This window comes from Streptomyces stelliscabiei (assembly GCF_014873495.1).
Classification (GTDB): domain Bacteria; phylum Actinomycetota; class Actinomycetes; order Streptomycetales; family Streptomycetaceae; genus Streptomyces; species Streptomyces bottropensis.
On sequence record NZ_JADBGF010000001.1, the window covers coordinates 208,720 to 222,504 of the forward strand.

The 13,785-nt window shown below is 70.2% G+C and carries 11 protein-coding genes and 2 pseudogenes; 4 read left to right on the plus strand and 9 right to left on the minus strand.

What is annotated here, in order from left to right:
* The first annotated feature begins 277 nt into the window (after window positions 1-277).
* Together H4687_RS46005 and H4687_RS46010 are read left to right on the plus strand one after the other, a co-directional pair.
* A complete protein-coding gene (locus H4687_RS46005) occupies window positions 278-574 on the plus strand; it encodes a transposase (RefSeq protein ID WP_050399382.1) in 297 nt (98 codons plus the stop codon).
* Window positions 571-1,071 carry an IS5/IS1182 family transposase gene (locus tag H4687_RS46010; RefSeq protein WP_050399384.1) on the plus strand — a complete coding sequence of 167 codons (501 nt, stop codon included), beginning with the start codon at window positions 571-573 and terminating at the stop codon, window positions 1,069-1,071. Before H4687_RS46005 ends, H4687_RS46010 begins: the two co-directional genes overlap by 4 nt.
* Here the strand turns inward: H4687_RS46010 and H4687_RS00920 are convergent.
* From H4687_RS00920 to H4687_RS00950, 7 genes are read right to left on the minus strand one after another with little or no spacing between them, the layout of a single operon-like run.
* Window positions 986-1,918, minus strand: a complete 933-nt coding sequence (locus H4687_RS00920) for an HAD-IIA family hydrolase (RefSeq protein ID WP_046915487.1) — start codon at window positions 1,916-1,918, stop codon at window positions 986-988. The two genes, H4687_RS46010 and H4687_RS00920, sit on opposite strands and share 86 nt — an antisense overlap.
* On the minus strand, window positions 1,899-3,374 hold the full coding sequence (locus tag H4687_RS47905) for an acetyl-CoA carboxylase (protein ID WP_046915486.1): 1,476 nt from the start codon (window positions 3,372-3,374) through the stop codon (window positions 1,899-1,901). Before H4687_RS47905 ends, H4687_RS00920 begins: the two co-directional genes overlap by 20 nt.
* Entirely contained in the window at window positions 3,367-4,731 is a 1,365-nt protein-coding gene (locus H4687_RS00930) for an acetyl-CoA carboxylase biotin carboxylase subunit (RefSeq protein WP_046915485.1), read from the minus strand. Before H4687_RS00930 ends, H4687_RS47905 begins: the two co-directional genes overlap by 8 nt.
* Window positions 4,728-5,222 carry an acetyl-CoA carboxylase biotin carboxyl carrier protein gene (locus H4687_RS00935; protein ID WP_046915484.1) on the minus strand — a complete coding sequence of 165 codons (495 nt, stop codon included), beginning with the start codon at window positions 5,220-5,222 and terminating at the stop codon, window positions 4,728-4,730. The genes H4687_RS00930 and H4687_RS00935 overlap by 4 nt, the downstream gene beginning before the upstream one ends.
* A complete protein-coding gene (locus H4687_RS00940; protein WP_046915483.1) occupies window positions 5,219-6,319 on the minus strand; it encodes a PEP/pyruvate-binding domain-containing protein in 1,101 nt (366 codons plus the stop codon). The genes H4687_RS00935 and H4687_RS00940 overlap by 4 nt, the downstream gene beginning before the upstream one ends.
* A gap of 17 nt (window positions 6,320-6,336) precedes the next feature.
* Window positions 6,337-8,157, minus strand: coding sequence for a PEP-utilizing enzyme (locus H4687_RS00945; RefSeq protein WP_050399385.1), 1,821 nt, complete (start codon window positions 8,155-8,157; stop codon window positions 6,337-6,339).
* Between the two features lie 59 nt (window positions 8,158-8,216).
* Window positions 8,217-10,292 carry an acetoacetate--CoA ligase gene (locus H4687_RS00950; RefSeq protein WP_078907527.1) on the minus strand — a complete coding sequence of 692 codons (2,076 nt, stop codon included), beginning with the start codon at window positions 10,290-10,292 and terminating at the stop codon, window positions 8,217-8,219.
* A gap of 120 nt (window positions 10,293-10,412) precedes the next feature.
* On the opposite strand from H4687_RS00950, the gene H4687_RS00955 reads away from it, so the two are divergent.
* Window positions 10,413-11,225, plus strand: coding sequence for a helix-turn-helix domain-containing protein (locus H4687_RS00955; protein WP_046915482.1), 813 nt, complete (start codon window positions 10,413-10,415; stop codon window positions 11,223-11,225).
* A gap of 470 nt (window positions 11,226-11,695) precedes the next feature.
* Window positions 11,696-11,958, plus strand: a pseudogene (locus H4687_RS48380) (transposase family protein); the annotation flags it as partial.
* Here the strand turns inward: H4687_RS48380 and H4687_RS00960 are convergent.
* Together H4687_RS00960 and H4687_RS00965 are read right to left on the minus strand one after the other, a co-directional pair.
* A pseudogene (locus tag H4687_RS00960) lies at window positions 11,929-12,435 on the minus strand (M20/M25/M40 family metallo-hydrolase); the annotation flags it as partial. The pseudogenes H4687_RS48380 and H4687_RS00960 overlap by 30 nt on opposite strands.
* A gap of 32 nt (window positions 12,436-12,467) precedes the next feature.
* Window positions 12,468-13,766, minus strand: a complete 1,299-nt coding sequence (locus H4687_RS00965) for a PucR family transcriptional regulator (RefSeq protein WP_159392219.1) — start codon at window positions 13,764-13,766, stop codon at window positions 12,468-12,470.
* Window positions 13,767-13,785 lie beyond the last annotated feature (19 nt).

Consider the following 13,785-nt stretch of genomic DNA (forward strand, 5'->3'; position numbering starts at 1 on the left):
CCAGGTGGCTGCGGCGGAAGCCGTCGATGTCGTTTCCCGGTCGGCCCACCGATCAGCAAGTCACATGCCCGCAGGGGCAGGTCAGGGCGCGAGTTCGCCTCGCTGTCCGGTTGGCCCAGGAAGCTGGTTCGGCGAATCCCAGGCTGGCAGGCGCGCTCCTGGGCACCTCATCGCGCCGGTGGAGTTCAACTCGGCTGCACCGACGTGTGATTGTGTCGCTCACCGGTTCGGGAATGCGGCCGATCATCAGGAACGTGTTCGGCGGTATCCCTCGGACATGACGGACGCGGAGTGGGCCGTGGTCCGGCCGCTGCTGCCGGTGCCAGGCTGGCTGCGGGGGCGGGGCGGCCAGCCGGAGGCGTACTGCCACCGGGCGATGCTCGATGCGATCCGGTATCTCGTGGACAACGGGATCAAGTCGCGGGCGATGCCCGGGACTTCCCGCTGTGGGAGCGGGTCTATGCGTTCTTCCGTCGCTGGCGTGACCATGGTCTGGTCAGGGAGTTCCACGACCGGCTGCGCGCCCGGGTCCGAGAGCGGCTGGGCCGGGATGCGGAGCCGACGGCCGCGGTGATCGACTCGCAGTCGGTCAAGGCGGATGCCGTCGTCGGATCGGACAGCCGTGGCTTCGACGGCGGCAAGCTGGTCAACGGGCGCAAGCGGCACGTCGTGCTCGACACCCTCGGCCTGCTCCTGGCAGTGGTGGTCACCGCCGCGGATGTCGGCGACCGCACCGCCGCGAAGGTCCTGCTTGAGCACGTGGCCGACGCGCACCACCGGTTGGCCCTCGTCTGGGCAGACGGCGGCTACACCGGCAGCCTCGTCGAGCACTGCCTGGCCGCGTTCGCCCTGGTCCTGGCGATCGTCAAGCGCAGCGACGACATGCGAGGCTTCGTGGTGCTGCCCAGGCGGTGGATCGTCGAGCGCCTCTTCGCCCAAAGGACTCCGGGATGGGCGCTCGGTCGCAGGGAGGCGGTCGTGGTGGTCATGTCGGTACGGGTCCGTTCTCGATGGGGTGGGAGTTCAGGGCGGGCAACAGGGTGGTCAGCCCGCCCACACCCTCGACGGTGAGATGCGGGCGCTGCTCCGTGGGCAGCGTGGCGAAGTGGTTCGCCGCGTGGATGCCGGTGGTCACCGCGATGCCGAGAGCCCCGGCACGCCGGGCCATCGCCATCTCCAGTTCCGGGTCGTCTCCGACGACGGCGAGGTGTTGCGGGGCGACGCCCAGTCGGCGCGCGGCGCAACGCAGGCCGGTGAGTGAGGGCTTGCCCACGACCTGTTCGGTGACGCCCGTGACACTGCTGATCATGGCGCAGATGGCCCGGGACGTGCCCAGTGCTCGACCGTCGGCGCTGGCGAAGAACACCGACTGTGAGCTGCTGTACAGGGTGGCGCCTGCGAAGACGGCGTGGCAGGCGGCTTCCAGGTCGTCCATCGTGAACTCGCGGTACCAGCCGACGAGCACGGCGTCGGCTTCCGGCTTGCCCTGGGGCCCGACGATCTCGATGCCGGCTTGGCGAAGCGGCTCCTTCAGGCCGTCGCCGCCGAGCACCAGCGCGCTGCGGTGTCCCATGGCCAGGAAGTGGTCGACGGCGCTGGTCGCCGGAGTGAGCATGGCGTCGTCCGGCAGGTCGAACCCGATGCGGCGCAGCGTCTCGGCGTAGGCCGACGGAGTGCGCGTGGTGCCGTTGGTGAAGGTGACCCAGGGCAGGCCGCGGGCGGTGAGGTCGGCCGTGACTTCCAGGGCTCCGGGGAGGGGAGTGAGCCGGTGGTTGCGTCGGTCGCCCAGGACCAGCGTGCCATCCATGTCGAAGACGACGCCCCGGACGGCCCCCAGAGGGCCAGTCAGGTCGTCGATCTCATCAGCCGTTTCGGCGGTTGCGCAGGCGGCAGCCTCGTCAGACGGGTCGGCGGTCACGGTGCAGCTCCAGTCGGAAGTCGGGCCGGTCGAGAATCAGTTCGGGTGTCGCCGGGCGTGTCCGTAGGCCTTGGAGCAGGTCGAGCACCGGTTTGACGTCGGGGTTGTAGTGCCGTCGGGCCGGTTCGGCGGCCACCATGGCGTCCACCTGCTCGGCGGGCATGGTGGCCCGTAGGAGCAGTTCCTCGTCGCTGATGCCGCGCGGGAGGCGCCGGCGCAGTTCTGCGACGGTGGGCGGGGGCGGTTCGGCGGCGAGTTCCTTCGCTCGTGGCCGGCCCAGGATGCGCTCGGCGACCTGCGGGTCCACGGGGGCGGTGGGGCGGCCGAAGCGGCCCAGCACGTACCGGATCACCGGGTCGGAGACGTTCTCGTAGCGTTCGGTGCCGATGACGTTGTAGAGGGCCTGGGTGCACACCATCTGCGGGAACGGGGTGACCATGATGGGGTGGCCGAGTTCGGCGCGGACGCGGGTCACCTCCTCGATGACCGCGTCGAAGCGGTCGCTGAAACCGAGTTCGTCGAGCTGCCGGTGCAGGGTGGTCATGACGCCGCCTGCGACCTGGTGGCGCATGAACGCGGCGTCGTAGTCCCGGGGGCCACCGACGGGCAGCCCCTCGGCCGCCGCCAAACGGTCGAAGTAGTCGGCGACCACGCCCAGCAGCCGGTCGTCGACGTCCACGGTGTGGCCGATTTCGCGCAGATTGGCCACGACCTGCTGGGCGTTGGGCAGGGACGTGCCGCCCGCGAGGGCCCCGCAGGCCACCTGCAGGGCCTGTACGCCCAGGTCGGCGGCCTTGAGGTAGGTCAGGCCCGGCAGACCGATCGTGCAGTGGGAGTGCAGCTCCAGCGGTGTGCCGGCGAGGTTGCCCAGGACTGCCGGGATCAGTGTGGCGGCGCGTTCCGACGTCAGCAGCCCCCCAGGATCCTTGATGTAGACCCGGTCGATGTCCGGGCAGGCGGCCATCTGCGCCGCGAGCGAGGCGTAGTGGGCGTCGTCGTGGACGTCGCTGACCGTGAAGGTCAGTGCTCCGACGACCTCGGTGGCCCCAGCTGCTCGGATCATGCGGGCGGACTCGCGTACGGCGTCCATGTCGTGCATGGGGTCCAGGACGACGTACCGGGTGACGCCGTTCACCACCAGCCGGTCGTAGACCAGTTGCATGAACTCGGGATGGGCGACCTCCCAGGAGATGAAGCGCAGCCCGGTGCCGATGAACTGCAGAGGGGTGTTGGGCATGGCGCGGTGCGTCAGCCGTATCCGCTCCCACGGGTCCTCGCGGTGGGTGCGCACCGCCATGCCCATGTGGGTGCTGGAGGTGTAGTCGAGGGCGCGGAAGCCGACCCGGTCCAGGACCGGCGCGATCTGGAGGATCTTGCCGGTGTCGAGTCCGGTGGCGCTCCACAGGCTCTGGTTGCCGTCGCGCAGCGACACGTCGACGAGCTGGATGTCAGCCACGGCTGCTCCCTACTGGAAGGTCCCGCAGAAAGCGGGTGAACCAGGCGGTGTCCACGCCACCCTCGGCGAACTCGGCCTGTGCCAGCACCTCATGGTGCAGCGGGATGTTGGTGCTGACCCCGGCGACCGCACACCGGGCCAGTGCGGCGCGCAGCCGTGCCAGCGCGTCGGCGCGGTCCCGGCCGTGGACGATCAGTTTCGCGAGCAGCGAGTCGTAGTACGGCGGTACGCTCGCGCCCGCCTGGAGGTGTGTGTCGATCCGGATGCCGTCACCGAGTGGCCAGACCGCCTCGGTCACAGTGCCGGGGCTTGGCCGGAAGTCGCGGGCCCAGTCCTCGGCGTTGATCCGGCACTCGATGGCGTGTCCCGTGAAGCACACGTCCGCCTGTCCGAAGGAGAGCGATCGCCCCTCGGCGACGGCGAGTTGCTCCGCGACGAGATCGAGTCCGGTGATGGCCTCGGTGACCGGGTGCTCGACCTGGATGCGGGCGTTCATCTCCAGGAAGTAGAAGGTGCCCCGGTCGACGTCGACCAGGAACTCGACCGTGCCCAGGCCCCGGTACTCCAGATGCTTGCCGAGGGCCACCGCGGCACGGTGCATCTCCTCGCGCAGGACCGGGTCGAGAGCGGGCGCGGGCGCCTCTTCGATCAGCTTCTGGTAGCGGCGCTGCACGGAGCAGTCGCGGGTGCCGAGGTGGACGACGTTCTCGCCGTCCGCGATGAGCTGGACCTCCACATGCCGCCCGGTGGCGACGAAGCGTTCGAGGTAGACGCGGGGGTCACCGAAGGCGGCGCCCGCCTCGGCGACGGCCAGGTCGACGGTGGCGGCCAGGTCCGCCGGATCGTGCACCTGCTTCATGCCCCGGCCGCCGCCCCCGCCGACCGCCTTGATCAGCAGGGGGTAGCCGATCTCCGCGGCAAGCCGGGCCGCGTCGGCGGTGTCCGCAAGCGGCCCGCCGGGTACCACGGGCAGCCCGGCCGCCACGGCATGCCGACGGGCCTCCAACTTGTCGCCCACTGCGGCGAGTTGTTCCACCGTGGGGCCGATGAAGACGATGCCGGCCTCGGTGCAGGCCCGGGCCAGCCGCTGGTTCTCGGAGAGGAAGCCGTACCCGGGATGGATGGCGTCGGCGCCGGCGGTTTTCGCCGCCGTGAGGACGGCGTCCACGTCCAGGTAGCTGGCCGAGGGCGGGGCGGGGCCGAGGCGCACCACCCGGTCGGCCAGCCGTGCCGGTACGGAGTCGAGGTCGGCGTCGGAGGCGGCGAGCACCGCCTCGATGCCGAGCCGCCTGCACGTACGGATGATGCGCAGGGCGATTTCACCCCGGTTGGCGATCAGAACGCGTCGCAGGATCACGGCGCCGCTCCTGCCGCCTGTGTGTCGATGAACATGAGCACGGCACCCTGCTCGGCGAACTCTCCGTCGCCCAAGACGATTTCGGCCACCGTGCCGGAGGCCTCCGCGTACACGGAGTTCATCAGTTTCATCGTCTCGACGATCCCGACGACCGTGGTCTCGGTGACCTCGTCCCCGATCTCGACGAAGGGGGCCGCGCCGGGTTTCGGCGCCCGGTAGAAGGCACCGGGCAAAGGTGTACGGACCCCGGTCAGACCCTCGCGGGCGGGCTCAGTCTGCTCGTCCGCAGCTGCCACGCCCTGGACCGCGGGTACTTCACGGCCATCGACCAGCACCGGTTCGGCTGTCGTGCGCGCGGACTGTGTCCACGCGCCGTCGTCGCCACGGCAAAGCGACAGTTCGAACCGACCCGTGCGCAGATGGAGGCGGTCGACCTCCATGCCGTCGATGATCCGCAGGATGTCCTGGACGTCCTCGCCGGTCAGGTTCACTTCGTACTCCCACCGGGGCCGGAGCCCGCGCCGCCGAGCAGCGACAGCACGTGGTCGAACGCCCTGGCCTTCGGCGAGGCCACCGGGGCCTTCTCCCTGCTCGCCCAGACGGTCTCGGGACGGCTTTGGAGCAGGTAGATGTTGTGGCCGGGTACGAGGTTGCGGGAGATCGCCCACTCGATGTCCTGCGGTGCCCCGTAGTGGGACTCGACCTGCCGGCCGAGCCGTACGAGTTCGTGGATCTCCTCGTCGGACAGGCAGGGTTCGTCCCGGAGGTATTCCGGTACGTCCTCCTCCAGCACACCGGAGCCGCTGGGGTCCATCCGGTGCTGTCGCAGCTTCGCCGAGACGGTACGGGAGCAGATGTCCCCGGTCACCTTGCTGACCACGTACTTGTCGGGTGTCACGTCACCGCTGACGAGAGCGGACCCCAGGCCCCAGGACGCTTCCAGGGCGACGACCGAGCGGTCCCCGGTGAGCGGGCTGCGGGTGAACATGACGCCAGCGCAGCGCGGGTCGATCATGCGCTGGACGACGACGGCCATGGCGAGGTCGTGTTCCGGCAGGCCGAGGCGACGCCTGTAGCTGACCGATTCGACGCTGTAGAGGCTGGCCCAGCAGCGGCGGACGTTCTCGACGAGGGAGTCCTCGCCGCGCACCCACAGGTAGGTGTCCTGGAGGCCGGCGAAGCTGGCGTCCTCCGCGTCTTCGCTGGTGGCGCTGGAGCGTACGGCGACGGGGGCGGGCTCACCCGGGGTGTCGGACTCGCTGTCCAGGTCGCGGTAGCGGCCGCGGATCGCCGCCGCCACCTCTTCGGGCAGTTCGGCCGCCTCGATGCGCTCCCTGACGGGTGTGACCACGCGGGTGATCGCCTCGGTGTCCTCGGAGTCCAGCGCCTCGATGGCGGTGCGGATCTCGCCGTCCGGGTCGAGGGTGGCGAGGAAGGCTTCGAAGGCCGTGGTGGTGACGACGTAGCCGGGCGGTACGGGCGCGCCGGCGAAGGTGAGTTCGCCGAGGCTGGCGCCCTTGCCGCCGACCGTGGGCCGGTCCGTCAGCCGCAGTTCTGCGAACCGGTGGACATGGGGTGAGGTGTTCATTGTCGTGCTCCCCAGGCTCAGTCGAGGATGGTGACGATGCCGCGGTCGCCGTCCACGCGCAGCCGCTGGCCGGTGGTGATCCGCTTGGTGGCGTGGCCGGTGCCGACGACGGCGGGCAGTCCGTACTCGCGGGCCACGATCGCCGCGTGCGACATGGTGCCGCCGATGTCCGAGACGGCGGCCGCGATCTTGCCGAAGACCGGGCCCCAGCTGGGCGCGGTCACCGGACAGACCAGCACCTCGCCCTCCCGTACCTGGCCGATGTCGTTGGCGCTGAGCAGCACCCGGGCGGTGCCCTCGACGACGCCCGGCGAGGCGGCGAAGCCGCGCACCTCGTGATCGCCGTCCGCGGTCGGTGTGGACCAGGCCTGGATGGTCTCGGCGGTGATGCCCCACAGCATGCGGACCGCCGGGTCGTTGAGTACCTCGGGGACGGGGCCCAGCGCGGGCGGCGGGGACCAGCCCGCGAGGGCTTCCAGCATCCGCTTGCGCTCGGCGACCGTCTCGCGCACGTGTGCCGAGCCCACCGGCTTGCTCCCGGCCGCCCAGGCGAGCATCACGTCGGTCAGGGCCTGGCCGACCTCGGTGTGGTTCAGCTGGAAGACGTCCTCGGCGTCGGCCAGGACCCCGTGGTCATGGAGCAGCTCACCGAACTCGCGGACCTTGGCGAAGAACTTGGTGGTGAAGTAGTGCTCGCAGTAGAAGTTGTGGTCCTCGACGAAGGGGAAGACCACCCGGGCCAGGCCCAGCATCTGGTCGAAGGCGGCCTGCTCCTCCTCTCCGGCCAGCAGGGAGCGATACTCCTGGGCGATGCGCTCGCGCTCGGCCGTGAGCTGTTCGGTGGGGCGGTCGAGCAGCTCGCCCCTCCTGGCCTGGTCGACATAGCCGGGCAGCGCCGCGAACGGCACCGTGAGGTCGTCGTTCCAGCTGCGGTGGTGATGGTAGAAACCGGCGCCGGTCGACATGTTGAACCACGGCTCGCGCACGGCGTCCATCGCCTCCAGCCAGCTCCGGCCGCCGTCCCCGCGGGCGGCGAGCGCGGCCAGCACCTTGTCCGGCTCGCAGCCCTCGACGAAGAGATCGTCGACGCCGTACTCGACCGCCAGCTTCGCCAGCTTCTTCAGCTCGTCGTCCGGGCGGTAGAGGATGACGTCGATCCCCGCGACCATGCGGGCCACGTCCTGGTCGGGGATCTCCGGGAACGACGTCTTGCAGAACTCGAAGAACACGACGTAGGCGCCGTAGCCGAGCATCAGGAACTCGGAGTGGTGGTGCCACATCTTGGAGTACAGGTCGATCAGCCGGTGGTAGTTCTCCCGGACGTAGTGGTTCTGGGCAACACCCTTGGCCTGGAACACGACCTCCGGGTCCTCGAACTCGGGCAGCCGGGGCACCTCGATCCGTTGCACCTCGTCGATCAGCGCGGTGATGCGGGCGACCCAGCCCTGGTAGAGGTCGTCCCAGTTCTCGTAGTAGTACCCCGCCCGCTCACTGAACTCTGCGAGCCTGTGCTGGATCTCCTCGGGGTCGGTGACCGGATTGGCGGTGATGTAGACCCGGCCGTTGACGATGCGGTGCTCGATGCCGAGCGTGGTGGGGAAGACGAACATGCGCGCGGTGTTCGCGCCGATAGCGGTGTAGGGCGCCTCGGCAGTGATGGCGTCGAACGCGGGCATGGGCTCGGGGAAGTGCATCGCGTTGTAGAACCAGAACCGCTGGTCGTCCCCGGGCTGGAACCGGGTGTAGTACGGGTACATCGACGCCCAGCCTTCGGCTCCCGCGACGTCGGTCAGTTCCGAGGGCAGTGGGAAGAGGGGGGCGGGTCTGGCATCGTTCACGGGGCTCTCCAGGGTGTGCGGCTCAGGCGTAGGGAGCGGGGATCCGAGGGTGGTGCGGCTCAGACGGTGGCGGTGGCCAGGGGGTAGTCGCGCTGGGTACGGGCGTAGCGGGCGAGGGCATCGAGCGCACGCGGGTCGGCGACCGTGCTGGGGTCGGCCGCCTGTTCGACGGGGGTGCCGAGCAGGATGCGGCGCGCCGGTACCTCGAGCTTCTTGCCGGTCAGGGTGGTCGGGACGGCCGGGACCTGGATGATGCGGTCCGGTACGTGGCGGGGGCTGTACTCGCGGCGGAGTCGGTCCCGGATCGTCTGCTGGAGGCCGGCGTCGAGGGTGACGCCGTCGGTCAGGGCGACGAACAGCGGCATGAAGAACTTCTCGTCCGGCAGGTCGAGGCTGACCACCAGAGCTCCCGTGACCTGGTCGAGGGCTTCGACGACCCGGTAGATCTCCGCGGTGCCGATGCGAACGCCCTGCCGGTTGAGGGTGGCGTCGGCGCGGCCGAGTACGAAGCAGCCGCCGCGTGCGTTGACCTTGAAGAAGTCGCCGTGTCGCCAGGCGCCCGGGTAGTCCTCGAAGTATGCGCGGCGGTATCGCTCGTCCCCGTCCGGGCCCCAGAACGTGACCGGCATGGACGGCAGCGGCTCCGTGATCACGAGCTCGCCGACCTCGTCCACGACCTGGCGGCCGTGTTCGTCGTAGGCGTACGCGGCGACACCCAGCGAGCGGGCCTGCATCTCGCCGGCGTACACGGGCAGGGTGGGCACTCCGCCGACGAAGCCGGTGCAGCAGTCGGTGCCGCCGCTGCCGGTGGCGATCCACAGGTCCGCCTTGACGTTGCCGTAGAACCAGGCGGTGCACTGGGGCGACACTGGTGAGCCGGCGGGCATGACCGTGCGCAGGGCGGACAGGTCGTAGCGTTCGCCGGGGACGATGCCGGCCTTGGTCATGAGGTCGACGTAGGCGGGGCTGGCGCCGAAGAAGGTGGTCCGGGTGTCCTGCGCGATCCGCCACAGCACGTCCGGCTCCGGGTGGGCGGGGTTGCCGTCGTAGAGCACTGGGCAGGCGCCGACCAGCAGGGAGCTGATCAGGAAGTTCCACATCATCCAGCCGGTGGTGGTGAAGAAGAGCGGCCGGTCGCCCTCGCGCAGGTCCATGTGGAAGGTCTGCAGCTTCAGCTGCTCCAGCAGGATGCCGCCGTGCCCGTGGATGATCGCCTTGGGCAGTCCCGTCGTACCGGAGGAGAAGAGCACCCACAGCGGGTGGTCGAAGGGGACGTGCTCGAATTCGAAGTCTTCGGCGGGAACGGGCGGGTGGTCGAGGACCTCGTCCCAGCGCAGGCCGCCGACGGCCAGCGGCTCGTCGTCCCCGTCGTCGAGGACGGGAAGGTGGATCACCTGCTCCAGGCCGGGAAGCGCGTCGGCGATGCGGCGCACCTCGTTCCGGCGGTCGAAGGTCTTTCCGCCGTAGCGGTAGCCGTCGACGCAGAAGAGGACCTTCGGCCTGAGCTGGCCGAACCGGTCGATGACGCCTCGCGACCCGAAGTCGGGGGAAGCGCTCGCCCATACGGCCCCGACGGCCGTCGTCGCGAGCATCGCGATCGCGGCCTGGGGCACGTTCGGCAGATATCCGCAAACCCGGTCGCCGGGGCGTACGCCGAGCGCGCGCAGCCGGGTCGCCAGGATGCGTACCCGGCCCGCGAAGTCCTCCCACGGAAGGCCGACGGGAGCGGCGCTCTCGGAGCCGAACACCACGGCGTCGGCACCCGACCGTTCGTTGCGCAGGACGTGCTCGGCGTAGTTCAGCCGCGCCCCGGGAAACCACCGCGCCCCCGGCATGTCCCGGCCGTCGAGCACCGAGGAGTACGGGGCCGTCGACCGAATGCCGAAGTAGTCCCACAGGGCACCCCAGAATCCCCCCAGGTCGGTGACGGACCAGTTCCACAGCTCGTCGTAGCCGTCGAACCGCAGCCCCCGTTCCCGGGACAGCCAGTCCGCGAACCGCGTGACATTGGCCTCCGCGACCTGCCGCGGGCCGGGCGTCCACAGCAGCTCGCCTTCGGCCACCACGGCGGCCCTGCCGGCTGCGCCGTGTGCCCGACCAGTGGCAGGGAAGCCCCCTGCTGCCTCGACGGTCATGTCGCCTCCTCGCGTCAGTGGAGGAACGGTCCCCGACGAGCCGGGACGCGAGCAACAGTTCCCTGCTAGCTTTTCACCTGGTGAAATCCGCTCTCCATCTCCGCAGGTGAGGGTCGTCTCATGCGGCAGTACCAGGTAAAAACGATCAGCTCTCTCGAGCGTGGCCTACAGGTGCTGAAGGCCCTGGAGGAGATGCGTGCCGCCAGCCTGCACGACCTGCACCAGGTCACCGGCATCCCCAAAGCCACCCTGATCCGCATCCTCCATACCTGCAACCAGCAGGGCCTGGTCTGGCAGCGGCTCGCCGACGGGGCGTTCGTCGCAAGCCTCAGACCCCAGAGGGCCCCGTACAACGACGTCGAGTGGCTCGGCGAGCTGGCGTCGTCGGTCCTGGAGGAGCTATGCGAGCGCGTGATGTGGCCGTCGGTGCTGACCGTGCCCCGGCTGGACTACATGGAGACGATCGACACCAACAGCCCCAAGGCGTACTTCGACGAGGTGGTCCCCGTCGCGCCCATCGGTTTCCGTTCGCACATGCTGCTCGGCGCCTCGGGCCGGGCCTACATCGCCTTCTGCGCCGAGCGGGAGCGGGAGGCGGTCCTGCGCCGCCTGCGCGAGCACGACGCTCCGGGCAACGCATACGCCCACGACCCGGGCTGGCTGCGGCGTCTGCTGGCGACCACCCGGTCCCGCGGATACAGCGTGCGCGCACCGGAGTACGACTTCGACGGTCGCAACTCGATCGCCGTACCGATCCGCCTGCACGGGGAGGTCCTGGGATGCGTCAACGTGACCTGGCGCAAGACGGTCATGTCCGCGCAGGAAGTGGCGCGGCGCCACCTGGACGACCTGCGGGCCGCAGTGCACCGGATCGAAGAGCGGGCTTCGGCGGCCGTCCCGCAGCGACACGGGCCCGGCGGCGACGAGATCTGAAGATGAGGAAAAGAGACCATCCGCCGTCTTCCAGTCTCCACCAGCCACCGGAACGGCTATGCGCCAGGCCTCTGTGGAGCAGCCGAGTGGTCCCTGCGACACTCACGCGGGCTGACGCAGTGCGGCTCTTTGAGGCGCGGGCGAAGTGTGAGGTGTCCTTGACGCCGACCGCGTAGGCGATGTCCGTGACACTCCGGCCCGTCCGGACCGGGTCGGCGGGCAGCCTGGCGGCGATGTCGATCCGCTGCTGCGCCCCGAACAGCAGCAGCACCCTGTCACGGGCGCGGTCGTCCTCGATCTCACCGCAGGTCCGCGTCGACCGAGCATCATATCGGATCCTCGTGCCGCTCGCTGAGCTCGGCGCTCTAGGGTCACCCTAAAGCGTGTTGCACGAGGTCGTGATTTTGCAGGTCAGGGCCCGATCGTGGCTGTTCTGATGGGACCTGTCCACCCCTCGGGGACAGGACCCCGGCACGCTTGTCCCGGTGCGCTACCGCAAGGTCGGTGCCTCGCGCCGCAACTACCGGTTCTCCGCAAACGTGCAGGTCATCATCGACGCCGACACCCGCCTGGTCGTGGCCGTGGCTCGCCCCGCCCCGGCAACAAGGCCGACGCCCACGTGTGGCGCAACTCCGGCCTGCCGGAGCAGTGCCGGGGCGTCACCGTGCTGGGTGACGGCGCCTACATCAACACCGGCCTCGTCGTCCCCGGTCATGAGGGTGCCGCTGGTCGGTTCCGTGATGATGCAGGCGTCACCGGTGTGGCCTCGTTCGAGGGTGCCGAACGCTCCGAGTCCGTCCTCCTCGCTGACGACGAAGTGCGCGGCCACCTGGCCGCGCAGCTTCGCGCCCGCGCTGCGTATCGCGGCCAGGGCTGCGAGGATAGCCACCACGCTGGCCTTCATGTCGCACGCTCCCCGGCCATGCACCACGTCTGCGCCGACCTGAGGACGGAAGGGGTCTCCCTCCCATTGCGCCAAGTCCCCGGGAGGGAGACCGTCGACATGGCCCTGAACAACCAGGATCGGCCCGTCGCCCTGCTGCTGCGTGCCTCCCACCAGGCCCCATGCCTCCGTGCGTGGGGCTTCGCCGCCCGGGAAGCGGGGGTGCGCACGCAGCTCGGGCAGGTTCATGGACCACAGGTCGACATCGAGATCCAGCCGCTCCAGGTGCCGGGCCAGGATGTGCTGCAGCTCGGACTCCGCGGCACTCTGGCTTCACGATCGTACAGTCGCCTCTCCTGTCAGGACGGGTGTCCGGCCACTGCCAGCCGCAGCGCGAGGTGGGTCTCCAGGGTCCGTTCGGCGGCCGTCCGTCCCAGCAGTTCCTCGGCCCGGCGCAGCCGGTAGACCACCGTGTTGCGGTGGACGTGCAGCGCCTCGGCGGCCCGCACGAGGCTGCTGCCCCGGTCGAGGTAGGCGAGCAGGGTGGAGCGCAGGTCGGCCGTGGCGCGGTCAGGGGCGGCGAGGGCGCCCAGCTCCTCCGTGACGAACCAGGCGGCGCGTTCGGAGTCGGTGGATGAAAGGGAGATCAGGGCCACCTCGTCGTAACGGGTCACCGGCTCGGATGGGCGGGACCGAAGGGCCGCGCGCCGGGCGTCGAGCGCGGCGAGGTGTGTGCGCCGGAAACCGGCCGGGCCGCGGGCGCTGCGGCCGACCGCGAGCCGGACGCCGGTAGCGCCGTCGACGCACGCCATGGTCAGCGCGCCGGCGTCCAGCGGGCGGGGCGAGGTGGCCCACGCCCAGAGCGTGGTGGCGTCCGCCTCGACACTGAGCAGGTCGGCGGCATGCAGCGCCACGGCGGCGGAATGCAGGGCTTTTTCGAGCAGGTGCCGGGCGTCTTCGGGGCGCGCACCGGCCCGGGACGCCGGCTTTCCGAGCCAGGCCACCAGGCCCAGGTGGTGAGCCGTCAGGTCCTTCTCCAGGACCCGGCCGGCCGTGGCGGCGTCCACGCTCTCGCCGTCCAGCAGCGAGCGGATCACACCCCGCTGGTCGGCCAGCCTGCGGGCGAGGAGCCGCCGGCTCTGGCCGAGGTGCTCGATGGTGATCGCGTCGGTCGTCTTGTCGAAGAAGTCATTGACCACTTCGGTCAGTTCCCGTGTCACCGGCGCGCGACGCGAGGCCGGCAGCAGGGCCTCGGCCTCGTCCAGCAGGGCCCCCGTGCACACCCGCCGTACGATCCGCAGCCCTTCGACGATCCTCTCGTAGGAGATCCCCTCTCCCGCCAGGTAGGCGGTGATGGCCACCTCGCCCGCGTTGAGCGAGAAGCTCCTGGCCCGGCCGCCGAGGGTCAGCAGGAGTTCCAGCACCATGTTCTCGATCGCGGGCGCCAGCCGGGAGGCGAGCGGCATGCGCCGCTCCTCGGGAATGTTCGGGAGCACCTCGCCCATCGCCTGGCGGGCCAGTGCCACCGCCCACCGGACCGGTGCGGGTCCGAGCTCCGCCACCACCGGCTCGGTCACCGCCGCGTCGCAGGCGGGCTCGTCGCCCGGTGGTGCGGACAACCCGAGGACGAGCCCCGACAGGAATTGCGCTCTGGCCACCAACACAGTCGTGATTGTA